This is a genomic window from Streptomyces sp. NRRL S-646, from assembly GCF_000720765.1.
In the GTDB taxonomy this organism is placed as follows: Bacteria; Actinomycetota; Actinomycetes; order Streptomycetales; family Streptomycetaceae; genus Streptomyces.
Genome location: NZ_JODC01000007.1, coordinates 194,583 through 219,297 on the forward strand (window position 1 = coordinate 194,583; position 24,715 = coordinate 219,297).

General features: G+C 71.7%; 21 protein-coding genes and 3 pseudogenes. 13 read left to right on the top strand and 11 right to left on the bottom strand.

Features of this window, described 5'->3' with window-relative positions; translation table 11 throughout:
• The first annotated feature begins 87 nt into the window (after positions 1-87).
• Entirely contained in the window at positions 88-852 is a 765-nt protein-coding gene (locus tag IH68_RS0116390) for a crotonase/enoyl-CoA hydratase family protein (RefSeq protein ID WP_030935427.1), read from the top strand.
• Here the strand turns inward: IH68_RS0116390 and IH68_RS0116395 are convergent.
• The gene (locus tag IH68_RS0116395; RefSeq protein WP_030935430.1) at positions 839-1,339 is read right to left on the bottom strand and encodes a hypothetical protein; all 501 of its coding nucleotides are present in this window, start codon (positions 1,337-1,339) and stop codon (positions 839-841) included. The two genes, IH68_RS0116390 and IH68_RS0116395, sit on opposite strands and share 14 nt — an antisense overlap.
• A 149-nt stretch (positions 1,340-1,488) precedes the next feature.
• A pseudogene (locus IH68_RS53135) lies at positions 1,489-2,008 on the bottom strand (FGGY family carbohydrate kinase); the annotation flags it as partial.
• Positions 2,009-2,205: 197 nt separating this feature from the next.
• Here IH68_RS53135 and IH68_RS0116400 point away from each other — a divergent pair.
• The gene (locus IH68_RS0116400; RefSeq protein WP_030935433.1) at positions 2,206-3,312 is read left to right on the top strand and encodes a mechanosensitive ion channel family protein; all 1,107 of its coding nucleotides are present in this window, start codon (positions 2,206-2,208) and stop codon (positions 3,310-3,312) included.
• A gap of 21 nt (positions 3,313-3,333) precedes the next feature.
• Here the strand turns inward: IH68_RS0116400 and IH68_RS0116405 are convergent, their stop codons facing one another.
• Together IH68_RS0116405 and IH68_RS0116410 are read right to left on the bottom strand one after the other, a co-directional pair.
• On the bottom strand, positions 3,334-4,893 hold the full coding sequence (locus tag IH68_RS0116405; protein WP_030935435.1) for a M1 family metallopeptidase: 1,560 nt from the start codon (positions 4,891-4,893) through the stop codon (positions 3,334-3,336).
• Positions 4,894-5,069: 176 nt separating this feature from the next.
• Complete coding sequence (locus IH68_RS0116410; RefSeq protein ID WP_030935438.1) at positions 5,070-5,345, bottom strand: hypothetical protein; 276 nt, start codon at positions 5,343-5,345, stop codon at positions 5,070-5,072.
• Positions 5,346-5,527: 182 nt separating this feature from the next.
• Here IH68_RS0116410 and IH68_RS0116415 point away from each other — a divergent pair, with 182 nt between their 5' ends.
• Both IH68_RS0116415 and IH68_RS0116420 read left to right on the top strand, forming a co-directional pair.
• Positions 5,528-7,747 carry an NADP-dependent isocitrate dehydrogenase gene (locus IH68_RS0116415; RefSeq protein ID WP_030935440.1) on the top strand — a complete coding sequence of 740 codons (2,220 nt, stop codon included), beginning with the start codon at positions 5,528-5,530 and terminating at the stop codon, positions 7,745-7,747.
• A 156-nt stretch (positions 7,748-7,903) separates the two neighbouring features.
• Positions 7,904-8,206, top strand: a complete 303-nt coding sequence (locus tag IH68_RS0116420; RefSeq protein ID WP_030935442.1) for a hypothetical protein — start codon at positions 7,904-7,906, stop codon at positions 8,204-8,206.
• Between the two features lie 19 nt (positions 8,207-8,225).
• On the opposite strand, the gene IH68_RS0116425 is transcribed toward IH68_RS0116420, so the two are convergent.
• Positions 8,226-9,332 carry a DNA glycosylase AlkZ-like family protein gene (locus IH68_RS0116425; RefSeq protein WP_030935444.1) on the bottom strand — a complete coding sequence of 369 codons (1,107 nt, stop codon included), beginning with the start codon at positions 9,330-9,332 and terminating at the stop codon, positions 8,226-8,228.
• A gap of 66 nt (positions 9,333-9,398) precedes the next feature.
• Positions 9,399-9,575: pseudogene (locus tag IH68_RS0116430) on the bottom strand (DUF5713 family protein); the annotation flags it as partial.
• A gap of 109 nt (positions 9,576-9,684) precedes the next feature.
• Between IH68_RS0116430 and IH68_RS0116435 the strand changes: the two are divergent.
• From IH68_RS0116435 to IH68_RS0116445, 3 genes are all read left to right on the top strand, one after another.
• On the top strand, positions 9,685-10,233 hold the full coding sequence (locus IH68_RS0116435; protein WP_030935447.1) for a YciI family protein: 549 nt from the start codon (positions 9,685-9,687) through the stop codon (positions 10,231-10,233).
• Positions 10,230-11,030 (top strand): N-formylglutamate amidohydrolase, encoded by an 801-nt coding sequence (locus tag IH68_RS0116440; protein WP_030935449.1) that lies wholly within the window; start codon positions 10,230-10,232, stop codon positions 11,028-11,030. Before IH68_RS0116435 ends, IH68_RS0116440 begins: the two co-directional genes overlap by 4 nt.
• Positions 11,031-11,265: 235 nt before the next feature.
• Entirely contained in the window at positions 11,266-12,486 is a 1,221-nt protein-coding gene (locus IH68_RS0116445) for a cytochrome P450 (RefSeq protein WP_030935452.1), read from the top strand.
• A gap of 15 nt (positions 12,487-12,501) precedes the next feature.
• Here the strand turns inward: IH68_RS0116445 and IH68_RS0116450 are convergent, their stop codons facing one another.
• The 3 genes from IH68_RS0116450 to IH68_RS0116460 form a co-directional block, all read right to left on the bottom strand.
• On the bottom strand, positions 12,502-12,933 hold the full coding sequence (locus tag IH68_RS0116450) for a hypothetical protein (protein WP_107057495.1): 432 nt from the start codon (positions 12,931-12,933) through the stop codon (positions 12,502-12,504).
• Positions 12,934-13,013: 80 nt separating this feature from the next.
• On the bottom strand, positions 13,014-13,589 hold the full coding sequence (locus IH68_RS0116455; protein ID WP_030935456.1) for an RNA polymerase sigma factor: 576 nt from the start codon (positions 13,587-13,589) through the stop codon (positions 13,014-13,016).
• Positions 13,590-13,648: 59 nt separating this feature from the next.
• The gene (locus IH68_RS0116460; RefSeq protein ID WP_030935459.1) at positions 13,649-15,085 is read right to left on the bottom strand and encodes a S8/S53 family peptidase; all 1,437 of its coding nucleotides are present in this window, start codon (positions 15,083-15,085) and stop codon (positions 13,649-13,651) included.
• A 149-nt stretch (positions 15,086-15,234) separates the two neighbouring features.
• Between IH68_RS0116460 and IH68_RS0116465 the strand changes: the two genes are divergently transcribed.
• Together IH68_RS0116465 and IH68_RS0116470 are read left to right on the top strand one after the other, a co-directional pair.
• Positions 15,235-17,799 carry a CHAT domain-containing protein gene (locus IH68_RS0116465; RefSeq protein WP_030935461.1) on the top strand — a complete coding sequence of 855 codons (2,565 nt, stop codon included), beginning with the start codon at positions 15,235-15,237 and terminating at the stop codon, positions 17,797-17,799.
• Between the two features lie 92 nt (positions 17,800-17,891).
• Positions 17,892-18,350, top strand: coding sequence for a hypothetical protein (locus IH68_RS0116470; protein ID WP_051833481.1), 459 nt, complete (start codon positions 17,892-17,894; stop codon positions 18,348-18,350).
• Between the two features lie 84 nt (positions 18,351-18,434).
• Here IH68_RS0116470 and IH68_RS0116475 read toward each other — a convergent pair whose 3' ends face one another.
• A complete protein-coding gene (locus IH68_RS0116475) occupies positions 18,435-20,387 on the bottom strand; it encodes a LuxR C-terminal-related transcriptional regulator (protein ID WP_030935467.1) in 1,953 nt (650 codons plus the stop codon).
• Between the two features lie 95 nt (positions 20,388-20,482).
• Between IH68_RS0116475 and IH68_RS0116480 the strand changes: the two genes are divergently transcribed.
• Entirely contained in the window at positions 20,483-21,568 is a 1,086-nt protein-coding gene (locus tag IH68_RS0116480; RefSeq protein WP_030935470.1) for a M12 family metallopeptidase, read from the top strand.
• Between the two features lie 169 nt (positions 21,569-21,737).
• On the top strand, positions 21,738-22,121 hold the full coding sequence (locus IH68_RS0116485; RefSeq protein WP_030935472.1) for a hypothetical protein: 384 nt from the start codon (positions 21,738-21,740) through the stop codon (positions 22,119-22,121).
• A gap of 12 nt (positions 22,122-22,133) precedes the next feature.
• Here the strand turns inward: IH68_RS0116485 and IH68_RS0116490 are convergent, their stop codons facing one another.
• Positions 22,134-22,742 carry a TetR/AcrR family transcriptional regulator gene (locus tag IH68_RS0116490; protein WP_030935475.1) on the bottom strand — a complete coding sequence of 203 codons (609 nt, stop codon included), beginning with the start codon at positions 22,740-22,742 and terminating at the stop codon, positions 22,134-22,136.
• Between the two features lie 145 nt (positions 22,743-22,887).
• Here IH68_RS0116490 and IH68_RS0116495 point away from each other — a divergent pair, with 145 nt between their 5' ends.
• On the top strand, positions 22,888-23,823 hold the full coding sequence (locus IH68_RS0116495; protein ID WP_037884878.1) for an NAD(P)-dependent oxidoreductase: 936 nt from the start codon (positions 22,888-22,890) through the stop codon (positions 23,821-23,823).
• A gap of 227 nt (positions 23,824-24,050) precedes the next feature.
• Positions 24,051-24,605: pseudogene (locus IH68_RS59135) on the top strand (amino acid permease); the annotation flags it as partial.
• Positions 24,606-24,715 lie beyond the last annotated feature (110 nt).

The following is a 24,715-nucleotide window of genomic DNA, read 5'->3' on the forward strand; positions in this document are numbered from 1 at the left end:
TACGGTGTTCCAGCCTCGCACAGCCGTTCCACGATCGCCCCGCCGGTCACCGACCGCACCGGCACTGTCGGAGAAAGGGGCCGCCCCATGCCGGTCCGTACCGAACGCCAGGGACACGTCACCACCGTCGTCCTCTCCCGCCCCGAGGCCCGCAACGCGGTGGACGGTCCGACGGCCGCCGAACTCGTAGCCGCCTTCCGGGCGTTCGAGGCGGACGACGAGGCGCGGGTGGCGGTGCTGTGGGGCGAGGGCGGCACGTTCTGCGCGGGCGCCGACCTCAAGGCGATCGGCACCGAGCGCGGCAACCGGGTCGCGCAGGACGGGGACGGCCCGATGGGGCCGACGCGGCTTCGGCTGTCCAAGCCGGTGATCGCCGCGGTCGCGGGGCATGCCGTGGCCGGCGGGCTCGAGCTGGCGCTCTGGTGTGATCTGCGGGTCGCCGAGGAGGATGCCGTCTTCGGCGTGTTCTGCCGCCGCTGGGGCGTCCCGCTGATCGACGGCGGCACGGTACGGCTGCCCCGGCTGATCGGGCAGAGCCGCGCACTGGACATGATCCTCACCGGGCGGGCGGTGCCGGCGCGGGAGGCATACGAGATGGGCCTCGCCAACCGGCTCGTCCCCACCGGCACGGCACGCACCGAGGCGGAGGCGCTGGCCGCCGAGATCGCCCGCTTCCCACAGGCCTGTCTGCGGGGCGACCGGGCGTCGGTGCTGGAGCAGGACGGGCTGGAAGAGGAGGAGGCCATGCGGGGCGAACTCCGCTATGGCAGGGGGGCGTTGGCGGAGAGCCTGGAGGGGGCGGCACGCTTCGCTGCCGGTGCGGGACGACACGGGTCGTTCACGGACGGGTGACGGATGCGCCTCCGGCCGGGGGCGCGACATGCGGCTTCGAAGAGGTGACAAAGGCGTACAGCAACGTCCGTGAGGTCGTGCGTTCCTGGTCGAGCTCCGCCCGGGTCCCGGCGCGGTTGATCCGGTCGATCGACTCCAGTGCCTGCCGGCCGGCCTCGACCGGACCCGGCTCCTCCGTCAGCAGCTCCACCCGGAACATCGCCTCCAACGCGGCCGCCCGCAGGGCCTGTTCCTCTCTGCGCAAGTCACGCAGCTCGGATTCGGGCAACCGGTCACGTCTTGCGAACCAGAGGTCCATCTGGCCGCGGCGGTAGTTCGCGAGCGCGCCGGCGAAAGCACAGTAGGCCTCGATGCGTTCCTGCCGCAGCCGCTCGTTCCTGGTGAACTGCTGGGCCCGGTCGGCCGTGCGCCGCTGGAACACGTAGGTCAGCGCGGAGCCCAGCAGCGTGCCGAACACGGCTATGACGCTCGTCGCAACAACTTCCATGCCCTAGAGATATCTTGCGCCCCTGTCTCTTGGCTCGCCCGGTCGAAGCTCCCGGACCTCCGCCCGCACCGGCCCGCCCTTCGGATCAACGCGGCGCGCCCAGCCGGCGGCGAGGCGCAGGGGGTCACCCCGGTGCGGACGACTGCTCCGGTGCGTACGGCCGCGTCGGCGTCCGTGACGTTGGCGCCGGTGAGGCGGTGGATCAGCCAGGCGTCGCTGGTGGTGACGACGCCCTCGTGGGTGCGGTGCCGTCGTATCCAGGACATCTTGGGCGCGGCGAAGTACGGGTCGAGGGGCAGGCCGGTCAGCTGCCGTAACTCGTCGGCCTGCGGGGCGAGTTCGGTGCAGACGGGCTCGGCTCGGCGGTCCTGCCGGACCAGGGCGTCGGTCAGCGGGCGGCCGGTTGCCGGGTCCCGGGCGAGTACGTTCTCGCCCTGGTTGGCAAGGCCCAGTGGGACAACGGGTTCGCGGGCCTCGGACCCGGGCCCGGCGGCCCGCGTCGAGCACCGAGCGGTACAGCTCCTCCGGGTCGACCTCCATCAGGCCGCCGGGAAGATGGCGGGGGTGCACCTCGGCGAACCCGGTGCCGACGACGCCGCGCTCGGGGCAGACGACCAGCGCCTTGGTGCCGGACGTGCCCTGGTCGACCGCGAGGACCGCACCCGTCATCGCGCCTCTCCCCCTTCGAAGCCCTCGCCGCTCCGGCGCCCTGGACGCCGTCGGCGATCACTGCGCGCCGGCCTGCCGCCGTCCCCGGGCGCAGGACGTCGTCCGAAACCGCACCGTCCGGGCGGCCACCAGGTACGAACTCCTGTGCGGAATAGGGCAGGATGAGCGGCTGCACATCCTGAACTTGGAGGTAACCGGTGAACCGAGCGCTCACCGTGGACGACCTGGTCATCGCCTCAGTCGCGCTGGCGGCGGGCCTGTTGGCCGCGTTCCTGCTGCGCATGCTGCTGCGCTGGCTGGGCAAGCACGCCGACCGCACCCGCTGGAGCGGCGACGACGTCATCGTCGACGCGCTGCGCACGGTGGTGCCGTGGGCGGCGATCGTGGGCGGAGCGGCCTCCGCGGGAGCGGTGCTGCCGCTGACCAGAACGGTCCAGAACCACGTCAACCAGGTGCTGACGGTGGTGCTCATCTTCGTCGTCACGGTGACGGCGGCCCGGGTGATCGCCGGTCTGGTACGGGCGGTCACCACCTCCCGCTCCGGGGTCGCCGGGTCGGCCACGATCTTCGTGAACATCACCCGGGTCCTGGTCCTGGCGATCGGCTTCCTGGTGGTGCTGCAGACGCTGGGCATCTCGATCGCCCCGATGCTCACCGCCCTGGGCGTGGGCGGTCTGGCCGTCGCGCTGGCGCTGCAGGACACCCTCGCCAACCTCTTCGCGGGCATCCACATCCTGGCCTCGAAGACCGTGCAGCCCGGCGACTACATCCGGCTGAGCAGCGGCGAGGAGGGCTACGTCGAGGACATCAACTGGCGTCAGACGACCGTGCGCGCGCTCTCCAACAACCTGGTCGTCATCCCCAACGGGCAGCTGGCGAAGACGAACATGACCAACTTCATGCGCCCGGAGCAGCGGTTGACCATCCTGGTCCAGGTCGGAGTCGCCTACGACAGCGACCTGGAGCAGGTCGAGCGCGTGACCATGGAGGTCATCGCCGAGGTGATGACCGGGTGCAGCGGCGCGGTCCCGGACCACGAGCCGGCGATCCGCTTCCACACCTTCGGCGACTCCCGGATCGGCTTCACCGTCATTCTGGGCGTGGGCGAGTTCAGCGACCAGTTCCGGATCAAGCACGAGTTCATCAAGGCACTGCACAAGCGCTACCGCGACGAGGGCATCCGCATCCCGGCGCCCGCGCGGACGGTGGCGCTGCAGCAGGGTTCGGTCAGCATCCCGCAGCAGCGCGGCCCGCAGGAGGCGATCGTCGAGGCGGGCGAGGTGTCCCCCGCCCGCCTCGACTGAGAGCCTGAGGGCTCGGCGAGGTCAGAGCGTCGCCGAGTTCTCGTGCCAGTGCCCGCCCCGGCGGCTGTGCGGGGAGGCGAGCGCCGAGTTCACCGGCTTGACCGTCCAGTCCGGGTGGCCGGGCATCCGCGGCGTCTTCGTACCGTAGAGCCAGTCCTTGAGGAACCCGGACAGGTCCTGCCCATAGACCTCCGAGGCGACCGCGATGTAGTCGTCCGTCGTCGCCGCGGAGTTGCGGTGCCGGTCCAGGAAGCACCGCTCGATGGCGTGGAAGACGTCCTCGCCGACGACCTGGCGCAGCGCGTACAGGACCAGGACGCCGCCGGTGTAGCGCTGGCTGTCGAAGAGGTTCACCGCGTTCGGGGCCGCGACCGGCCCCGAGTCGTGGCGCCACTGGTCGCCGAGCCCGTAGGTGTACTTCATACGGTCCTCGAAGGTGCTGTAGCCGAGCGAGTCGGTCCAGCCGCGCTCGTAGCGGTACAGCAGTCCGTAGAAGTCGGCGTGGCCCTCGTTCAGCCACAGGTCGGCCCAGTTGGCGGGGCTGACGAGATTGCCGAACCAGGAGTGGACCAGCTCGTGCATCATGTGCGAGCCGATCTTCTTCTCCTCCTGGAGCAGGAAGTTCGGCTTGTACAGGGTGAGGGTCTGGGTCTCCAGACCGGTGAAGTCGAAGGCGTTCGGGTTGTCGGAGTTGCAGGGCAGCAGTCCGTACGTCTCGAAGGGGAACGCGCCGAGCCGCTGCTCCAGCCAGTCGACCAGCCCAGGGGTGAGCGCGAGCGCCGGTTCCAGGGCGGCGGCCCGGGCGGTGGGCACGACGTCCCGCAGCGGCAGCCCGTGCGGGCCCTGCCGGTCCTTGACGACGTAGTCGCCGACCGTGATCTGCACCAGTTCGGTGGCCATCGGCTCGCGGGAGCGGTACGAGTACGCCGTGCGGCCGTCGGCGAGGGTCTCGGTGCCGACGAGCAGGCCGTTCGCGACGCCGCGCAGGCCGGCGGGGACGGTGACGCGGAAGGTGAAGGCCGCCTTGTCGACGGGGTGGTCGTTGCAGGGGAAGACGGTGTGCGCCGAGTTCGGCTGCGGGCAGATCGCGAAGCCGTCCGGGGTGACGACCCACGCGGTGTGCGCGAGGGTGCGGCTCGGGTCGGCGCCGTACTCGATGCACACCGTCGTCCGGGCCCCGGCGGGCAGCGGGCGGGCGGGCGTGATCCGCAGCTTCTCGTCCGCCTGCTCGAAGGTGGCGGTGCGGCCGCCGACGCGCACGGAGCGTATGTCCAGGCCGAGCGCGTCCAGGGAGAAGCGGGTGAGCGCCTGGGTGGCGCTGATCCTCAGGAGGGCGGTGGCGTCGACGAGCTTGGTCGTCGAGTCGTAGGAGAGGTCGAGGTGGTAGGCCCTGACGCGGTAGCCGTCGTTGCCGAGGCTCGGGAAGACGGAGTCGCCGAGGGTCTCGGGGCCCGGGGTGCCGTCGTCCTTCGGAGTCCCCTTGTCCTTCGGTGCGGCGGACGCCGTACCCCCCACGGTCAGTGCCGCGGCCGTGCCGATCAGGGCAGCCGCGGGGGCCGTCACTCTGCTGCGATATCTCATGGTCAGCTTTCGCTCGGGCGGCCGGGTGGTCGGTTCCGGCCGTCGACGATCAGATGCACGATCTACATGCAGGACCACGGGATCGGACGTTTGGTTGCAGCCCGGCCGCAGGTTCGCGCTCCGCAAGTGCGGGAAGCCTGCGGGGAGTTCTTCCGGCGGCCGGGCAGACCTGAGTGTCAGGCGTGGCGGACGACGTCGTAGAACGTCTGGGACGCCGGCGCCGGGTGCGGCGTGTCGTTCCAGCCGATTTCCTCGGCGCGCCGCTCGATGGCCTCCCGCGCCGCCGCAGCGGCGGCCTCGTCCTCGAAGAACGCGATGGCCAGGCCGTTCCCCGTGGCGGGGTCGATCAGGTGATACGCGCCGTGGACACCGGGAACGGCCGCCGCGGCCTCAAGGACCCAGTCCCGGTCGTCTGTCGGCATCGGTTCCCACACCGCCACCCTCGCGATCATGGTCTTCTCCTTCGTCCGAGTTGTGGGCCTTCAGAATCGCGCGCCTTTCGTCACCACAGGCCGATATCGCTCGGTTGTCCCGGCCGGGGCAACCGATGTCACCGCCCACCCCTGTCGAGCCTCCCCCGATCACGAGATATCTTGATGTCGAGCAATGTTGCAGACGTGGAGCGGAGCACCCGGTGACTGACTCGACCATCTTCTATACGCACACTGACGAGGCCCCGGCCCTGGCGACGTATTCCTTCCTGCCGGTGGTCCAGGCATACGCCTCGCAGGCGGGTGTCGCTGTGGAGACCCGTGACATCTCGCTGGCCGGGCGCATCATCGCCCTGTTCCCGGAGTACCTGACCGAGGACCAGCGGATTCCGGACGCCCTCCACGAGCTGGGCGAGCTGGCCAAGACGCCCGAGGCCAACATCATCAAGCTGCCGAACATCTCGGCGTCGATCCCGCAGCTCAAGGCCGCGATCGCCGAGCTGCAGGGCCAGGGCTACGCGCTGCCGGCGTACCCGGACGACCCGAAGACCGACGAGCAGCGGGACATCCAGGCCCGCTACGACAAGGTCAAGGGCTCCGCGGTGAACCCGGTGCTGCGTGAGGGCAACTCCGACCGCCGCGCCCCCGCCTCGGTCAAGAACTACGCCAAGACCCACCCGCACCGCATGGGCGCCTGGACCGCGGAGTCCAAGACCAACGTCGCGACCATGGGCGAGAACGACTTCCGCTCCACCGAGAAGTCCACGGTGATCTCCGAGGCCGGCGCGCTGCGGATCGAGCTGCTCGGCGAGGACGGCAGCACCACGGTGCTGCGCGAGTCCGTACCGGTGCTCGCGGGCGAGGTCGTCGACGCCTCCGTGATGCGCGCCGCCGCGCTCAACGAGTTCCTCGCCGCGCAGGTTGCCCGCGCCAAGGCCGAGGGCGTGCTGTTCTCCGTGCACCTCAAGGCCACGATGATGAAGGTCTCCGACCCGATCGTCTTCGGTCACGTGGTGCGCGCCTTCTTCCCGAAGACGTTCGCCAAGTACGGCGAGACCCTCGCCGCGGCCGGCCTGTCCCCGAACGACGGTCTGGGCGGCATCTACAAGGGTCTGGAGGGCCTGCCGGAGGGCGCCGAGATCAAGGCCTCCTTCGACGCCGAGCTCGCCGAGGGCCCGGCCCTGGCGATGGTCGACTCCGACAAGGGCATCACCAACCTGCACGTGCCGTCCGACGTGATCGTCGACGCCTCGATGCCGGCCATGATCCGCACCTCCGGCCACATGTGGGGCCCGGACGGCCAGGAGGCCGACACCCTCGCGGTCCTGCCGGACTCCTCCTACTCCGGCGTCTACCAGGCCGTCATCGACGACTGCCGTGCCAACGGCGCCTACGACCCCGCCACCATGGGTTCGGTCCCGAACGTCGGCCTGATGGCGCAGAAGGCCGAGGAGTACGGCTCCCACGACAAGACCTTCGAGATCAAGACGGCCGGCACGGTCCGTCTGGTCGACCAGGCCGGCAACGTCGTCCTGGAGCAGCCGGTCGCGGTCGGCGACATCTTCCGCGCCTGCCAGACCAAGGACGCGCCGATCCGCGACTGGGTGAAGCTGGCCGCCACCCGCGCCCGCGCCACCGGCGACCCGGCGGTGTTCTGGCTGGACGAGACCCGCGGCCACGACGCCGTGATCATCGAGAAGGTCAAGCAGTACCTGCCGGAGCACGACACCGAGGGCCTGGACATCCGGATCCTCGCCCCGGTCGAGGCGACCAAGCTGTCGATCGAGCGCATCCGCCGCGGCGAGAACACCATCTCGGTGACCGGCAACGTGCTGCGTGACTACCTCACCGACCTCTTCCCCATCCTGGAGCTGGGCACCAGCGCCAAGATGCTGTCGGTCGTCCCGCTGATGGCGGGCGGCGGCCTGTTCGAGACGGGCGCCGGCGGTTCCGCACCGAAGCACGTCCAGCAGCTGGTCAAGGAGAACTACCTGCGCTGGGACTCGCTGGGCGAGTTCTTCGCGCTTGTGCCGTCCCTGGAGCAGTACGCCACGGCCACCGGCAACACCCGCGCCAAGGTCCTCGCCGACACCCTCGACCGCGCCACGGCGACCTTCCTCAACGAGGACAAGTCCCCGACCCGTCGCGTCGGCGGCATCGACAACCGCGGCAGCCACTTCTACCTGTCCCTGTACTGGGCGCAGGAGCTGGCCGCGCAGACCGAGGACGCGGACCTGGCGAAGGTCTTCGCCCCGCTCGCCGAGACGCTCACCGCCAATGAGCAGAAGATCGTCGACGAGCTGCTCGCCGTCCAGGGCAAGCCGGCCGACATCGGCGGCTACTACCAGCCCGACCCGGCCAAGGCCGCCGCGGTCATGCGCCCCTCGGCCACCTGGAACGAGGCGCTGGCGTCCCTGAGCTGACGCGCCAGGCCTCGACGGCCCGTTCCTGACTCCGCCCCGGTCGGCACACTGCCCGGCCGGGGCGGAGCCGTGTCACGAACGGCCTACCACGGCAGGTGACCGCTGTCCCAGCTCGGTGTACTGGTCAGGGGGAACCGGACAGAGGAGGCAAGTCATATGGCTGTTGTGTTGTCCTTGACCTGGCCAGGGGTCTCGCCCCAGCAGTACGACACCGTGCGGCAACTGGTCGACTGGGAGCAGGACCAACCGGACGGCGCCGTCATGCACGTGGCCTGGTTCGACGGGGGCGCGCTGCATGTCACCGACGTGTGGAACGCCCAGTCCGACTTCGAGCGGTTCTTCGCCGGCCGGCTGGCACCCGCCGTCAAGGAAGCCGGCATCACCGGCGAGCCGGAGTCCACGTTCACGCCGCTGCACCGGCGTTTCGTGGCCTCGGGAGTCAGCGGCGGCGGCAGCTGACGACAGGCCGGTCGAGCCGTCACAGGCCGGGCCGTACGAGCTCAAGCTGGAGCCAGCGGGCCAGGTCCTCGATCTCCCGGCCGATCTCCGCCGCCATGGCCGGGGTGAACGGGACGTCCTCATGGACGGCGCCGACCCGCAGCACTCCGGCCCTGCGGTCCGCGGTGGCATCGAGTTTCCCGACCAGCCGGTCCCCGTACAGGACCGGCAGCGCGAAGTAGCCCCAGCGGCGCTTGGCGGCGGGCTTGTACATCTCCAGCTGGTATTCGTACTCGAACAGCTCGGCGGTGCGTCTGCGGTCGTGGACGAGGCGGTCGAAGGGTGACAGCAGTGCCGCCCGCCCCTCGAAGGGCAGGCCCAACTGGGCAGGATCCACCCGCCACTTGCCCCGCACACCGTCCACGACCGCGGGCTCACCCGCCTCCCCCACGTCCGCCGGCTCCACCTGGCACTCCGGGCCGCGGGCGCGGGCGATGCCGAGGGCGCGCAGTCGCCGCTCGTCGCGGACGCGCAGCGCCTCCTCCACCGGGATCGGCGGGAGGTCGGGGTAGACCCTCCCGGCCAGGTCCCACAGCCGCTCCCCGCCGCTGCGCCCGGCGACGGCGACCTCACCGCGCTGCACCATCAGTTCCAGCAGCTTGGTGACATTGCGGTTGTTGGTCCAGCCGCTCGACTTCCACGGTGTGGCGCAGGTGTCCGGGAGGGCGCGGGAGGGCAGTGGCCCTTCGGCGCCGAGCCGGTCGAGGATGTCCCGGCGGCAGGCGTCGTTCGCCGCCACCCACGACCGGTGATACTCACGCCACGACGAGGGCGTCCCCCGCTCCGGCCATTCGGCCATCTCGGCGCGGTACAGGGCGAGATCCTCGGCGGGCCGGATCATCGCCTGCAGCTCCAGCAGCCTGCGCTTCTCCCGTTCAGCGCTCAACTGTTCTGGCGCGTACGGCGATCCGAGCCGGCTCCACGCCACCAGGTCGGCGTTGGGCGCGACGGCGGCGGTCGGGTCGATCTGCAGCAGCGTCAGCCCGCGCACCACGTCGAGCAGCCCGGCCGGCCGTACGGCGTCCAGGAGTTGGGCGCGTACGGCGATGCGGCGGGCGTCGATGCGCGAGAGCTCATGGACGGTCATGATCCGACGGTAGGCGACGGCACTGACGACGGCCCGCCGCTCCTCCGGAGTGACATCGCCGACGGCTCACCACTCCCGGGTGGCGATCAGCTTCTCCGCGTCCGCGTCCTCGAAGCCGTCGGCCTGGGAGATGAACCAGAAGTCGCCGCCGATCTCCTCCCGCGCCACGGTCTCGATCTCACTGCCCGCCGCGTCGAACTCGGCCTCCAGGGCGTTGAACTCCTCCGCGGCCGCCTGCGTCACGCTGCACCCGCACCTGTGCCCGTCGAACGAAGGTGGGCCACACCGTAAGGCCTTGGGGGCGCACGGATATCACGCGGCGACTCATGGCGGGTGCTGGCAGGCTGTGGCCATGGAGTTCTTCTGTTACCACCGTGACCGGCCCGGATCCGTCCCTTTGCGCGAGAAGCTGGCCGAGGAGCACTGGTCCTACATGGACCGGTACGCGGCCGAGCTGATCGCCCGGGGGCCGACCTTCGCCGGCGACGATGAGACGCCCTCCGGCAGTGTGCACATCGTCGATCTGCCGGATCCCGCGGCGGCCCGCGCGTTCGCCTTCGACGAGCCCAACTACCAGGCCGGCGTGTACCGCGACGTGCTGCTGCGGCGGTGGCGGAATCTGCTGGGGCGCACGATGTGGGACTTCCCGGGTGGCGCGACCGGCGGCAACCGCTACCTGGTGCTCGGCTTCGGCTCGGGGCAGGCCGCCGATCTCGACATACCGCCCGACCGGGACGAGCTGATCGCGTACGGGCCGCTGCTGTCGGACGACGGCTCCGCCTGGCTCGGCACCGCGGCGCTGGTCCGGGCCCCGGACACGGCCAAGGCGCGCGCCGTCCTGATCGCGGAGCGGTACGCCGACATCGAGGTCCACGCCTGGGAGTTCGGCGGGCGGCGATGACCACCTCCGCCGTCCCGTCCTTCGAGCTCCTGCCGGGCGCGGACGACTCCCCCGTAATCCTGCATGTGCCGCACTCCGCGCGGGAGATTCCGAACCACGTGCGCTCCCAGATGGTGCTGGACGACGCCGCCCTGGAGCGGGAGTTGGACCACATCACGGACGCGCACACGGCGGAACTGGCCGAGGCAGCGGCCCCGTTGTCGAGGGTGGCTCCGTGGCGGTTCGTCAACCGGTTCTCGCGACTGGTGGTCGATCCGGAGCGGTTTCCCGACGAGCGGGAGGAGATGCTCGCCGTCGGGATGGGTGCCGTGTACACGCGGACCACGCACCGGGAGGTGCTGCGGGGCGACGACACCGACCCCGCGCCGCTGATCGAGCGGTATTTCCGGCCGTACGCGCAGGCCATGACGGACGCCGTGGCCGGTCGGCTGGCCGCCGCCGGGCGGGCCGTGATCGTCGACGTCCACTCGTACCCGACCGCCCCGCTGCCCTACGAGCTGCACGGCGAGGGCCCGCGGCCGCCCGTCTGCCTGGGCACCGACTCCTTCCACACACCGCCAAAGCTGCTGGCAGCGGCGCGGGAGGCGTTCGCGGTGTGCGGAGAGACGGGGCTGGACAGCCCGTTCAGTGGGACGTACGTGCCGCTCGACTTCTATGGCCGGGATCCGCGAGTGAGCGCGCTGATGGTGGAGATCCGCCGGGACACGTACATGAGGGAGCCGGGCGGGCCCGTCGGCCCGGGGCTCGACCGACTGGCGTCGGCGCTGGCCGTACTCGTCGATGCCGTGACGGGCTGAGTGCCTGCGTCACGTCCCCGGTCGGATCAGCGCGCGTCGTACGGGGGGGTCCCCTCGCTCGGGCGAGGCCGAGAGCGAGGGAGGAGACACGGGGGGCGGTTCGGCGACGCGGCGGCGTGCCCGGACGGCGGGCGCCCGGCCGGGGAGGTTACGCCGGCTCTGCGGTGCGGTCCCTGACCTCCGGCTGGAGCACTCCCGCGCGACAGGCGCCCGGGCCGCGGTGAGGGTGGAGGGCATGACTGAGGAGACCACCACGCTGACGGAGCAGGTCCCGCCCCCGGTACGGGAGTGGCCCGCGCACGACCTGACCGGGACGGAGTTCGACCCGGTGCTCGCGGACCTCATGCGCGAGGGCCCGCTCACCCGCATCCGGCTGCCGCACGGCGAGGGCTGGGCGTGGCTGGCCACCCGCTACGACGACGTGAAGCTGATCACCAACGATCCGCGGTTCAGCCGCACGGAGGTCACCCGCCGTCAGGTGACCCGGCTCGCCCCGAACTTCGCGCCCCGCCCGGGTTCGCTCGCCTGGGCCGACCAGCCCGACCACAACCGGCTGCGCAAGCCGGTCGCCGGCGCCTTCACCGTGGGCGCCATGAAGCGGCTGCGGCCCCGCGCGCAGCAGATCCTCGACGAGCTGCTCGACGGGGTCGTGCGCGACGGGCCGCCGGCCGATCTCGTCGAGCGGGTCCTGGAGCCGTTCCCGATCACCGTGGTCAGCGAGGTGATGGGGGTGCCCGCCGAGGACCGGGAGCAGGTGCATGCCTGGACGCGGCAGATCATCTCCACCTCCGGCGGGTCCGAGGCCGCCGACCGTGCCAAGAACGGCATGTACGGATGGATCAGCGACACCATCCGCGCCCGGGCCCACAGCAGGGACGAGGACGTGTACGCGCTGCTCGGTGCAGCTGTGGGCCGCGGCGAGATCAGCGAGGAGGAGGCCGTGGGCCTCGCCGGGCCGCTGCAGATCGGTGGCGAGGCCGTCACCCACAACTGCGGGCAGATGCTGTTCCTGCTGCTCACCCGGTCGGAGTTGAGGGAGCGGATGCGGGAGCCGCACGCGCGCGGGCGGGTGCTGGACGAGCTGCTGCGCTACATCCCGCACCGCACCTCGGTCGGTCTGGCCCGCATCGCCCTGGAGGACGTGGAGCTGCACGGCCACCGCATCAGCGCCGGCGAGCCGGTGTACGTCTCCTACCTGGCCGCCAACCGGGACCCGGACGTCTTCCCCGAACCGGACCGGATCGACCCCGACCGCGACCCCAACCCGCATGTGGCGTTCGGCAACGGCGCGCACTACTGCACCGGCGCCGTGCTCGCCCGTCTGCAGACCGAACTCCTCGTCGACACGGTGCTGGAGCAACTGCCGGGCCTGCGCCTCGCGGTCCCCGCCGACCAGGTCGTCTGGCGCCGCAAGACCATGATCCGCGGGCCGCAGACCCTGCCCGTCACCTGGTGAGGGCAGGGCCTCGCGTCAGGCCGTCACCCAGTCCGTGACGAGCACTCCCTCGCCGGTCCGCAGCCGCAGCGCGAAGGGGCCGGCGGGGGGTTCGTCATAGGTGAAGCGACCCATGTCGTCGGTGGTCAGCGGCGAGCCGGCCTGCGGGCCGCTGAGCACCTCGATGCCGGCCGACTGCGGCGGCAGCACCTGACCCATCAGCCCCTGTGCGGTCAGTTCGACGTCGACCGTCACCCCGCCCACGTGGAACGTGAGCATCCGCGGCACATCCGTCGCTCCCCTGACGGGGATGGCGTCGACCACCGAGTCGAAGGTCAGCTCGGCGATGCGGGCGTCGAGGTCGTGCAGTGCGAAGGCCTCGACGGCGATCTGCCGCAGCCCGGCCGGCACCGGGTCCAGGATGGCCGCGGCCCGCCGGAGCTCCTCCTCCACCAGGTCGTACGCCATCTCGTCGATGCCGTTGATGTCGTCCAGCTCGTTGATGTCGTCGTTGTGGTCGGCGTTGTTGTTGGCGTTGTTCATGTCGGTCACACCGCTCCCCGTGCTTCCAGTCGTGCCCGCAGGCGCCGCAGACAGCGCTGGCGGAGCGGTCCGATGCTGCCCACGGCGATGCCGAGGGCCGCGGACACCTCCTGGTAGCTGGGCGGCGGCGAGGCCATCAGGACGCGCAGCAACTGCCTGCAGCGATCGCCGAGTTCCTCGAACTCCTGCCACAGGTGCCGGATGCGCTCGGTCTCGGCGGCCGCCTCCTCCAGGTCGAGGAACGACTGCTCGGGCGTACGGTCCTCACTGACCCGGTCCAGCAGTTGCGGATCGTCCGTCGGGGTCAGCCGCCTTAAGCTCTTGAGGACCTTCAGGGACTCGTGGCGCGCGGTGCTCGCCAGCCACGAGCCGGCCTTGTCGGGTTCGCGGATGCGCCCCAGGTGCTGGGCGAAGCGGAACCATACCGTCTGGTACACCTCGTGCGCGTCGGCGTCGGAGAGCCGGTGCGCGCGCACGACGGACCACACCAGTGGGCTCAGCCCCTCCACGAGCGCCTTCCAGGCCGCCGCGTCGCCGTCGACGGCAGACTGGACCAGCGCGCCGACATCTGCTCGGTCCACGGCCCCACCCCTCGTGTACGGCAAGTCATCGTACGCCGTGGAGGGGACCGTTCCGGACGTCATGCGGGAGGTGCCAGCTGCGTGACGGGCGTGGGGCGCCAAGTCGGCGGGCGCAGCGCCGGCACATGCGCCCCGCGCACCTCCGCGTACGCCCCGGTCTCCGCCAGGAGCTTCTTGCGGGCGGCGCGCGCATCGCTCAGTTTGTTGGCGGTCATGTAGGCGACGACCATGCCCGCGGCGACCGGCGCGGCGAACGAGGTGCCGCTCCAGTGCGCGTAGCCCTCGAACATCACCTGGTCCGCCTTGCCGGCCGTGGGGGTGCCCGCCGTGCTCAGCACGCCGGTGTGCCGCGGGTACTGGCAGGTGCACGCGTATGTGAAGTGGTACCGGCACTCGTCGTAGGTGGAGTGCTGGTAGAGGTACGGCACGGGTGCGTCGAAGCCGGTCAGCGTGCTGGTCAGCCGCTCTCCGGGAGCGTAGGCCTTCACCCAGGAGCCGTAGTTGGAGAAACAGGCGCCGAACTCGCCATCGCTGCGCAGGGCTCCGACCGACAGCACGGCGTCCTCGTAGTCGGGCAGATCGGCGTAGGCGGCGGGCCAGAACTTCGACGCGCTGGAGTTGTTGCCGGCCGCCGCGACCAGCAGGGTGCGCTGCCTGCGCAGTTCCTGCATGAAGCTCTGCACGCCGAGCAGGCCGTCGTCGCGGCCGTTGGCGGTGCCGGCGGAGAGGCTGATGACATCCGGCCAGCCGTGCTCGTCGACGGCGTCGAAGAGCCGCTGCCCGAACTGGTCCTCCAGGATCGCGCCGGCGTCGTTGAGGGTGCTGCGAACGGTGATGTTCGTGTTGGGTGCGACGGCCGCCAGCAGGCCCGCGATGAAGGTGCCGTGGCCGACGTACTGCAGGAGGTTGCCCTGCGCATCGGTCTCGGTACCGTGCAGGTCGCCCTGGACATGGGCGAGCAGCGGCACCGTCCGGTAGTCGTGGGTGAGGCCGTTGTCGATGACGAGGACGCCCACGGCGGTGTCCGCGTCGTAACCGGCCTCGGCGGCGGCCGGGTTGGTGCCCTGGGTGAGCGGGGCGGGCACGGGCTCGTCGCCGGGACAGGAGTTGACCGCGATCGACACCACGTGGTTGCGGCTGACCAGCCTGCGCCGGGCGCGTCCCTCGTGCTCGCGCATGGCCCGCAGGGCGTGCGCGACCGCCCGGTCGCCGCGCCGGTCGCCGTGGCCGGGGTCACCGACCTGGATACGGGTGATGCCGGATCGGTTGGTCTCCGGGCTCACCCGCTGCACGTGGTCGGCGGTCAGTCCGGTCGCCTCGGTGAAGTGGCCGCGCACGGTGTCCTCGACGAGCCGAGCCTCCTCACCGTCACGGGCCAGGACCACGCCCTTCTCGTAGATGAACTCGGCCGCGTCGTCGGGCCCCATCGCCAGGGAGACGTCCGGCATCGAACGCTGGATCTGGTCGAACTGTTCGTGGAATCGCTGAGGTGCCATGGCGTGTCCTCCCCCTTGAGGCGACTGTCGTCAATCAGAGTCGCGCAGCCGTCGATTGATACAGCGCCAAACCGGTGTGGGGCGCAACCACGGCCACTACCATCCTTTGAGTGACAGCGGGAAGCGACTCGGTTCTCGAACTGCTGCCGATGGTGTTCGCCGACCCGGGCGAGGCCCGGGCGCGGGCGCAGGGCGTGCTGGACTCCGATCCCACGCCCTGGCGCGCCTCCGTCGCGCACCAGGTGATCGGCATCTGGCAGCGGGACTGGGGCGACATGCGGATCGCGCTGCACCATCTGCGCCGCGCCCGCGATCTGGCGGCCCGCGCCCAGACACCCGACCGGGAGGCGGACGTACTGGCCACGCTCGGCGTGGCGCTCGTGCACGCGGGCCGCACCCGCCAGGGCCTGGAGGCACTGCAGCGGGGTGTCGCGGTGAGCAGCGGGCACACCCGCGCGCGGGTCCTGTTCCGGCGGGCCTACGCCTCCTGGGTGCTGGGCCGTCACCGGGAGGCGCTGGAGGACGTACGCCGGGCGATTCCGGTGCTGCGGCAGGCGGACGACGTCATCTGGACGGCGCGGGCGCTGACCCTGCGGGCCACGGTGCATCTGGCGCTCGGCGCGGTGGACCGGGCGGAGGCGGACTTCACCGCCGCGCACGCGCAGTGGGACACCACCGGCCAGGAGCACGACAAGGCGGACGTGGTGGAGAGCCGGGGGCTTGCCGCGTTCCGGTCGGGCGACATCCCGGTGGCGCTGCGGCTGCTGGACGAGGCCGAGGAGCGCTACGCCAAGCTCGGCACGCCGTCGTTCATGCTCTACATCCGGCGCTGCGAGGTGCTGATGGCCGCCGGGCTCGCCCGGGAGGCGCTCGCCGAGGCGGACACCGCCACAGGGGCGCTCGACGGCATCGGCGGGCAGTCCACCCGCAAGGCGGAGCTGCTGCTGGTCGCGGCCCGCGCGGCGCGTCTGGCGGGCGATCCGCACACCGCGATCGCGCGCGCGGCACTGGCCGTTCGGCTGTTCGCCGGGCAGCGGCGCACCTGGTGGGAGACGCACGCCCGGCTGGTGCTGATCGAGGCGCGGGTGGCCGCAGGGCGCGGCTCGGGTCGTCTGGTCGCGGACGCGGCGGCGGTGGCCGAACGGCTCGCCTCGTTCGGCGCGCCGGCCGCCCCGGAGGCCTCGCTGCTCGCGGGCCGGATCGCGCTCTCCCTGGGCTGGACGGCGGACGCGGAGCGGCATCTGGCCGTCGCCGCCCGCAGCCGGCACAGCGGGCCGCCGCTGGCGCGGATGACAGGCTGGGCCGCGCAGGCGCTGCGCGCCCGGGCCGCAGGCTCCGGCCGGGGTGTCCTGGAGGCGTGCCGGCGCGGCCTCGACGTGCTCGACGACCACCGGATGACTCTGGGCGCCTCCGAGTTGCGGGCCCGCGCCACCGAACAGGGCGCGGAGCTGGCCGCGTTGGCCCAGCAGGCCAGCCTCGACTCGGGCAGTCCGCGCCGGCTGCTGATGTGGAGCGAACGCTGGCGGGCCACCGTCCTGTCCACGCCTCCCACCCGGCCGCCCGCCGATCCGGTCCTGCTCGGCAACCTGACCGCGTTCCGGGAGATCGCCGCCCGCGCCGAGGAGGCCCGCAGCGACGGCCGCCCGATCCCCACCCTGGAGCGTGAACAGCGGCGTCTGGAGCGGGAGATCCGCTCCCGGACGCTGCACATGCGCGGCGACGCGCCCGGTGCCGAGGACCGCTTCGACCCCGGGCGGCTGCTGGAGCGGCTGGGCGAGGTGCGGCTGGTGGAGCTCGCCGTGCTCGACGGGCGGGTCCAGGTGCTGCTGTGCGGGCAGGGGCGGGTGCGGCGGTTCGAGGCGGGGCTGCTCGCCGACGCCGAGACCGAGGCCGAGCATGTGCAGGCCGGGCTGCGCCGGCTGGCCCACCCGGGGGCGGAGGCACGCCTTCCGGTGGTCGAGGCGATGGGCCGCCGTCTGGAGGAGCTGCTGCTCGGCCCGGCCGCCGCGCAGCTCGGCTGCGGCCCGGTGGTGGTCGTACCGCCCAGCCGGCTGCACCGCGTGCCGTGGGCGCTGCTGCCGTCGCTGCGGGAGCGGGTGCTCAGCGTGTCGCCGTCGGCGAGCAGCTGGCTGCGCGCCCACGGGACCGAGCCGCCGCCCGGTGGCCGCCACGTCCTGGTCCGCGGGCCGGGGCTCGCCACCGGCGGCGCGGAAGTGCCCGAACTCGCCGACCGCTACGGCAGACCGACCCTCCTGGAACACGACGATGCGCGCGTGCCGCGCGTTCTGGAGGAACTCGACGGCGCCGCGCTCGCCCACATCGCCGCGCACGGCACCTTTCGCGCCGACAGCCCCCTGTTCTCCGCCCTGCGAATGGCCGACGGCCCGCTCATCGTGCACGACTTCGAACGCCTGGACCGCAGCCCGTACCGGATCATCCTGTCCAGCTGCGACACCGCCCGCCTCGCCTCGGTCGGCGCGGACGAACTCCTCGGCCTGGTCACCGCCCTGCTGCCGCTGGGTACGGCGGGGGTGCTGGCCAGCAGCGCACCCGTCAACGACCATGCCGTGGTGCCGCTGATGCTGGCCCTGCACAAGGGCCTGAGCGCGGGCCTGTCCCTGGCCGAGGCCCTGCGCGACGCGCGGGCATCACTGCCGGGGGATGCCGTGCACCAGGCCACGGGGTGGGCGTTCACGGCGTTCGGGGCGGCCTGAGAAGCCACCGAGCCTTACCGATCACGACTTGGTCACCCGCCCCATACATCCTGTGCAGCGGGCGAAGGTCGGGTGGGCGCGGTGCCGGCGGTATGGGTGCGGTGTACGGGTTGGTCATCGCGTGGCGCAAGCGTGTGTGGCCGGGCGGCGCCGGTCTGCTCCTCGGGGGCGTGCTCATCGGCGCCACGGGGAACACAGGGCAGCAGCTCGTCGAGACCAAGGTCAAACCGGCGACGACCATCACCGCGACCGTCACGGCCACGCCCCGACCCGGCCCCACGGTCACCGAAACCGTCGAGGTCAAGGCCAAGCCGACCCCCACGGTCACCGTCACCAGAACCGCCGCCGCCAAAGCCGCAAGCAGCGGCTGCGGGGGCAGCAGCAGCCATAACAGCGTCGGCACCTGCTCGATCAAGTCCAACGCGGGCAACTGCTACTCGGCGGGCCGGTTCTGCCGCAACAGCGACCACGGCGCCGTCACGACCACCGCGGGCGGCACACCGATCAAGTGCACGTACAGCTCGAACGCGTGGCGCTGGAAATACGCCTGACACGCCCGGCGCTCCGGGCAGGGGTCGGCGGCCTGACCCCTCCCCCGAATACTGGGGGTCAGACCGCCGGTTCATGGGCGCGGCTCAGGCCGGCTGCGCGTCCGGCAGCTCCACGAGCCACGGCAGGGAACCCCGGTCGCTCGCGCCGAGCCGGGCGTAGGCGCTGTAGAGGTGGTTGCCGACGGTGCGGATGGACAGCGTCAGCTGTTCCGCGATCTGCCGGTTGCTCAGGCCCGCCGCCGCCAGGGTGACGATCTGCCGCTGGCGGGCGGTCAGTTCACCCAGGACCAGCCCCGACAGGGCCGGGGTGCGGGCGCCCTGGCAGCGGCGGGCCAGGGCGACGGCACGTGTGCGTGAGGTGCGTGCGGCGCGCGGGTCGCGGTGCGCGCGTACGGCCTGCGCGTGCGCCTCGGCCGCGAACAGCAGGAACCCACGCCCCTCCAGCGCCTCCGCGGCCCGGTCCAGGGCCGGTCCGTCCCCACGGGCCAGCGCCTCGGCATGCTGAGCGAACACTCCGTCGGCCGGGAGGCGTTCGGCGACCTTCTCGGGCACCCCGAGGCGTACGGCGTCGTAGAGGATGAACGCGCTGTCGGTGCCGGCGATTTCGGACGTCGCGGTGGCCGTGCGAGGGGATTCGGCGGTCATACGGTCGCTGCCGTCGCCGTACCGCTGCACCATGCCGTCGGTGGCCTCGCCGATCGCCGCGAGCGCCCCGTCCATGTCTCCGCGGGCCGCGATCAGCCATGCGGACGGCTCATCCAGGTCCGGGCAGCCCGCCACGGCCTCCTGGGCGGTCGCCGCATCCCCCGACTGCGCGGCGGCCAGGGCGAGTTCGGTGCGGCAGGGCACGTCGTCCACAGCGCCCCGCAGTCCTTCCCGCGCCCAGGCCGCCGCCTCCCGCAGCTCCCCCCGAAGCCGCGAGAACCGTGCCCGTACGGCCGCGTACCCGGCGGGCACCGGTGCGCCCTCCTGCGCGAACCACTCCCCCACAGGCGTCGGCAGCGGCCGTACGTCCGCCTGCTCGATCCGGCGGGTCAGCGCGGCCGACTCGACGGCGAGGGCCGCGGCACACTGGGCGGGTGTGCGGGCCAGCCGCCGGGCCCTGAGCCTGCCCGCCGCGGCGCGCAGCACCGGGCCGTGCAGGGGGTGGGCGAGGCGGACAGTGCCCTGGTCGTCCCGGTCGCCCTGGTCGTCGATGCGGATCAGCCCGTCGGCCTCCAGGTCCTCCAGGATCCGCAGGTCGAAGTCGTCCACATGCAGGGCCAGGGGCTCTGCGAAGGCGAGGCGTTCGAGCGTATTGCTCTCCTCGGGGCCGGAGCGTTCGAGGAGCTCGGCGGTGCGCCGGCGGACGGTCGCCGTCACCGGCACCGGGCCCCGCCACGCCCATTCCCCCGCGTCCGGGAAGAGGCGGGTCAGCAGGCCCCGCTCGCGCACCGCGTCCACCAGTTCGCGCAGCAGCCTCAAGTCTCCCTGGCACAGGTGGTGGAGGCGGTTCAGGGTGAGCGGCTCCAGGTGACCGCCGACGCCCGCCGCGAGGAGCTGTTCGGTGTCCTCGTGCGGCAGCGGCTGCAGGGCGAGACGCGGCAGCAGCTCACCGGTCCACAGCCGGGAGATCGCGCCGGGGTACGGGCCCCCGTCGGCGGCGACGACGATCAGGCGGGTGCGGCCGTGCACGGCCAGCTGGTGCACGAGGGCGGCCGAGGCGTCGTCGAGCAGATGCGCGTCGTCGACCACCAGCAGCCGTACCCCGGACAGGAGTTGGACCGCACGGTGCAGAGTGACCGCCTCAGGCAGCAGGTGGGCGAACGCGGCGAAGGGGATGTGCCGGGTCTCGGGTGTCCCGGCCGCGCGGGCGCGGTCGCTGCCCCGCACGGCCTCGGTGACGAGCCGGGTCTTGCCGCAGCCGGCCGGTCCGGTCACCACGATGCCGTGCCGGCCTGCGGTCAGGGAGCGGCGGATCAGCTCGAGCTCTTCCTCACGTCCGGTGAACTGCCAGGGCAGCTCAAGGGTCTTCGCGTCGCGTTCGAAAGTCGTCACGGGAGTATGAGCGCGAGTACTCAACCCTGATACAGGGTGACTTGAGTAGCCCCCGACTCAGGCGCCTGTGTCCCTGCCCACGGCAACCTGTGCGCATGACCGGACGCTACTGCTCCCTCGCGCAGCAGTCGGCCCCCGCTTTCACACCGGGGCTGACCGCCGAGCGGCTCAGTGCGCTCATCGGCGGACGGTCGATGTGGGTCAACGGCACCGTGCTGCACTACTGGTTCTTCGACGGCGACACCGACGGGTCGGTCATTCCCGTACCGGGAACCGGGCAGTCCCGCCGGGTGTCGTGGGTCGGCGCCAAGGAGCAGCGGGACGTGGTGCGCGAGTGCTTCGAGGAGTGGCAGGGCCTCGGCATCGGTGTGTCCTTCGTCGAGGTCGGCGACCGCTCGGAGGCCGAGCTGCGCATCGGGTTCCAGCTCGGTGACGGCTCCTGGTCGATGGTGGGCAAGGACTGCCTGCAGGCCGGGCAGAACGAACGGACCATGAACTTCGGCTGGGACCTGACCGCGCCCGGGGAGCGCGGGACGGCCCTGCACGAGATCGGGCATGCGCTCGGCATGCTGCACGAGCACCAGAGCCCGTTCGCCGGCATCCACTGGGACGACGAGGCCGTCTACGCCGAGCTGGCGGGCCCGCCGAACTTCTGGAGCCGGGACAGGACGTACTTCAACATCCTGCGCAAGCTCGACCCGGACGAGGTCAACGGCTCCGTCTGGGACCCGCAGTCGATCATGGAGTATCCGTTCTCGGACGGGCTGATCCTGGAGCCGGAGCAGTTCCGTGGGGGCCTGAACCCGCCCGGCACGCTCTCTCCCGCCGACAAGGAGTTCGTGCTGCGCTGGTACCCGCCGGCCGACGTGCCGCGGCCGCCCGCGCTGGTGCCCTTCCGCTCCGCGCCGCTCGGTCTGGGCCCCGGAGAGCAGGCCGACTTCACCGTCGATCCGCCGGAGACCCGCGAGTACACGATCGGCACCTTCGGTGCGAGCGACTGCGTCGTCGTGGTCTTCGAGGAGCGGGACGGGGAGCCCCGCTACCTCGCAGGACGGGACGACGGCGGAGCACCGCACAACGCCACCATCAAGGCCCGGCTCGTCAAGGGCCGCAGCTACTTCGTCCGAGTACGTCTGTACTCCGCGTGGGGTCCGGGGGAAACAGCGGTCATGTGCTGGTGACAGCACAGACCCGCGCCCACGCGGTCAGCCGGCCCACAGTCCGGCGCCGGGGGAGCGGTCGGGGAACGGTACCTTCGGGGGAGGGAACCGTTCCCCGACCCATGTCCGGGGTCGGGGACGTGAGCGGCCGTTCCGGGGTGATGTCAGTGGCGGCCGATAGCTTCGAGGCATGAGTCGATCACACATCAGTGGATACGTCATCGGCGAGAGTCTCCGGCCCGGAGCGGTCTTCCAGCCTGCTGGGCTGCGTCTGCGCAACGTCACCCGCCTCGACGTCTCGGCAAGCGTGAGCGCGGCGCAGCCCGGGCTGTGGACGCTCGTCGAGTGGGAGACCGACAGCGACGACGTGAGCGGCCTCGCGGAGGCGCTTGCCGAAGCGCTGAAGCCGGAGAACGGCTGGTACGCGGACTTCACCGCGGGGGACGAGCGCGTGGTCGTCTTCGCCGGGAAGGTGTTCAGGTATCGGCGTGGCGATGCGGCGGGGCGCGCCGAAGCGATTGCGTACGGGCGGTCGGTGGGGACGCCCGAGCATCAGCTCGACTGGAAGGAGTGAGCCGGGCAGGGGTCAGGCGCTGCCCTTGTTCACCGCCGCGTCGAGGACAGGGCCCAGTTCCTGCACCACTGCCGTCAGGGCGCGGACGCTCTGCTCGGCGCGGGCGATGAGGAGCGCCCCCTCCAGGGCTCCGATCATGAGCGTGGCGAGCGCCCCGGCCCGTTCCTCGGGTGCGCCCATGTCCGTCAGGGCCCGGGCGACCGAGCCGGTCCAGGTGGCGAACGCGGCAGCCGCGGCCTCCCGTGTCGACACCGTGGACTCGGCGCAGTCCACCGTGGCGGCCGCCACCGGGCAGCCACCCGCAAATCCGGCGGTCTCGTACTCGTCGGTCCACTGGCGCACCATCTCGGCGAACAGCCCGCTGGGCGTCGGCGTGGGCAGCGCGGCGAGGAAGCGGTCGATGCGGTTGCCGGCGTATCTCCCGGCCCAGCCCACCGCCTCGTTGACGAGCTGCTCCTTGCCGCCGGGGAAGTAGTGCTGGAGGGAACCGCGTGGCGCCTGCGCGTACGCGGCGACGTCCCGCATCCCCGTGGCGGCCACCCCGTCGCGCCGGATGAGCTGGGCCGCACCGAAGACCATCCGCTCCCGTGGTCCAGGCCGCGGCGCCTCTGCCGCCGTCATTCTCGGTCTCCTCCCACCGCTCCGTGCGCTGACGAACCTCCCCTGCACTCTATGACCGCCGTCATAGTGCGGGCTACTATGACCGCTGTCATAGTCGGGCGCAGGGACAGCTCGGACCCCGCGTGAGCCAGGACGGTGGTACATCGTGTACGTGGGTTTCGTCGGCCTCGGGGTCATGGGTCGGCCCATGGCGCTCAACCTCGCCCGCGCCGGGACACGTCTGGTCGTCTTCAACCGCACCCCGGCCCGGTGCGAACCCCTCCGGGCCGCCGGAGCCGAGGTCGCGGCGAGCGCCGGCGAGGTCTTCGACCGGGCGGAGACGGTGATCCTGATGCTGGCCGACGAGAGCGCCGTCGACGCGGTCCTGGGGCGCGGCGGCCCGGACTTCGCCGTGCGGGTCGCCGGGCACACCGTGGTCCACATGGGCACGACCTCGCCGGAGTACTCGGCCGCCCTGCAGGACGACATCCGAGCCGCCGGTGGGTGTTACGTCGAAGCCCCGGTCTCCGGGTCCCGAGTCCCTGCGGAGGAGGGGCAGTTGGTGGCGATGCTGGCGGGGGACGACGACGCCGTGGAGGCCGTACGGCCCCTGCTGGCCCCCATGTGCCGGGAGACGTTCGGCTGCGGCTCCGTGCCGGGCGCGCTGCTGATGAAGTTCTCGGTGAACCTGTTCCTGATCACGCTTGTCACCGGACTGACGGAGGCCTTCCACTTCGCCGACCGGCAAGGGCTCGACCCGCGGCTGCTGCGGGATGTCCTGGACGCGGGGCCGATGGCCAGCGCCGTCTCCCGGATGAAGGCGTCCAAACTGCTGGACCGTGACTTCAGCGTTCAGGCAGCGGCTGCGGACGTCCTGAAGAACAACCGGCTGATCGCCGAGACAGCCCGCAAGGCGGGTCTCGCCTCCCCTCTGCTCGACGTCTGCCATGCCCTGTTCGGCGAAGCGGTGGCGCAGGGCCATGGAGGCGAGGACATGGCGGCTGTCCTGCGGGCACTGGAGGCACGCTCCGACGGCACCGCCGCATCCGCCCGCCCCACGCCTGCTGCGTCAGATGTTTCGGCAGGGTTTCAGGTGCACTGAGGTGCCCCCTCGATGGTCAAGACTTGTACAGGAACGCTTGTGCGGTTGTGCAGCGGCGCAGATCATGGCCGGATCGCACCCGCTTACCCCGCGCGCACGCAGGAGCCCCAGTGACCGTTGGCCAGATAGCGTCCGAGCCGGCAACGGCCCAGACGGAGCGGCAGAAGCTGCGCAAGCACTTCGGCCGCTTCGACATCCTCTTCTTCCTCCTGTGCACCATCGTCGGCGTGGACACCATCGGCACGGTGGCCTCGTCCGGTGCCGAGGCGTTCACCTGGCTCATCGTGCTGGCCGTCGTGTTCTTCGTGCCCTCCGCGCTGCTGACCGCGGAGCTCGGGGCCGCGTTCCCCGAAGAGGGCGGTCCCTACATCTGGACCAGCCGGGCCTTCGGCCGCCTCGCGGGCGCCGTCAACAACTTCCTTTACTGGATCACCAACCCGGTGTGGCTGGGCGGCACGCTCTCGGTCTCCGCCGTCACGGCCTTCACCACCTTCTTCAACGACGGCAAGGACCTGAGCACACCGGCCTTCTACGTCTTCACCCTGGTGTTCGTCTGGGTCGGCGTACTCGCCGCGATCCTCTCCTTCGACGTCGGCAAGTGGATTCCCACCATCGGCGCCTGGAGCCGTTTCGTCCTCCTCGGCCTGTTCACCGTCACCGTCGTGATCTACGGGATCAAGCACGGCCTGCACGGCTTCGGAGCCGGCGACTTCTCGCCGACGTACGCGGGCTTCGTCGCTCTGGTGCCGGTCCTGATGTTCAACTACGTCGGCTTCGAACTGCCCAACACCGCCGGCGACGAGATGACCGACGCCCAGAAGGACGTGCCCTTCGCCATCTTCCGCAGCCAGCGCTGCCCTCTCCGTTGCGCTGTACGCACTGCCGATCCTCG

What these genes read in the sequence shown, in the direction of transcription:
- IH68_RS0116390 (WP_030935427.1), top strand. Translation starts at nt 88, where the DNA reads ATGCCGGTCCGTACCGAACGCCAGGGACACGTCACCACCGTCGTCCTC.
- IH68_RS0116395 (WP_030935430.1), bottom strand. Translation starts at nt 1,339, where the DNA reads ATGGAAGTTGTTGCGACGAGCGTCATAGCCGTGTTCGGCACGCTGCTG.
- IH68_RS0116405 (WP_030935435.1), bottom strand. Translation starts at nt 4,893, where the DNA reads ATGAGATATCGCAGCAGAGTGACGGCCCCCGCGGCTGCCCTGATCGGC.
- IH68_RS0116410 (WP_030935438.1), bottom strand. Translation starts at nt 5,345, where the DNA reads ATGATCGCGAGGGTGGCGGTGTGGGAACCGATGCCGACAGACGACCGG.
- IH68_RS0116420 (WP_030935442.1), top strand. Translation starts at nt 7,904, where the DNA reads ATGGCTGTTGTGTTGTCCTTGACCTGGCCAGGGGTCTCGCCCCAGCAG.
- IH68_RS0116425 (WP_030935444.1), bottom strand. Translation starts at nt 9,332, where the DNA reads ATGACCGTCCATGAGCTCTCGCGCATCGACGCCCGCCGCATCGCCGTA.
- IH68_RS0116435 (WP_030935447.1), top strand. Translation starts at nt 9,685, where the DNA reads ATGGAGTTCTTCTGTTACCACCGTGACCGGCCCGGATCCGTCCCTTTG.
- IH68_RS0116440 (WP_030935449.1), top strand. Translation starts at nt 10,230, where the DNA reads ATGACCACCTCCGCCGTCCCGTCCTTCGAGCTCCTGCCGGGCGCGGAC.
- IH68_RS0116445 (WP_030935452.1), top strand. Translation starts at nt 11,266, where the DNA reads ATGACTGAGGAGACCACCACGCTGACGGAGCAGGTCCCGCCCCCGGTA.
- IH68_RS0116450 (WP_107057495.1), bottom strand. Translation starts at nt 12,933, where the DNA reads ATGGCGTACGACCTGGTGGAGGAGGAGCTCCGGCGGGCCGCGGCCATC.
- IH68_RS0116460 (WP_030935459.1), bottom strand. Translation starts at nt 15,085, where the DNA reads ATGGCACCTCAGCGATTCCACGAACAGTTCGACCAGATCCAGCGTTCG.
- IH68_RS0116465 (WP_030935461.1), top strand. Translation starts at nt 15,235, where the DNA reads ATGGTGTTCGCCGACCCGGGCGAGGCCCGGGCGCGGGCGCAGGGCGTG.
- IH68_RS0116470 (WP_051833481.1), top strand. Translation starts at nt 17,892, where the DNA reads ATGGGTGCGGTGTACGGGTTGGTCATCGCGTGGCGCAAGCGTGTGTGG.
- IH68_RS0116480 (WP_030935470.1), top strand. Translation starts at nt 20,483, where the DNA reads ATGACCGGACGCTACTGCTCCCTCGCGCAGCAGTCGGCCCCCGCTTTC.
- IH68_RS0116485 (WP_030935472.1), top strand. Translation starts at nt 21,738, where the DNA reads ATGAGTCGATCACACATCAGTGGATACGTCATCGGCGAGAGTCTCCGG.
- IH68_RS0116490 (WP_030935475.1), bottom strand. Translation starts at nt 22,742, where the DNA reads ATGACGGCGGCAGAGGCGCCGCGGCCTGGACCACGGGAGCGGATGGTC.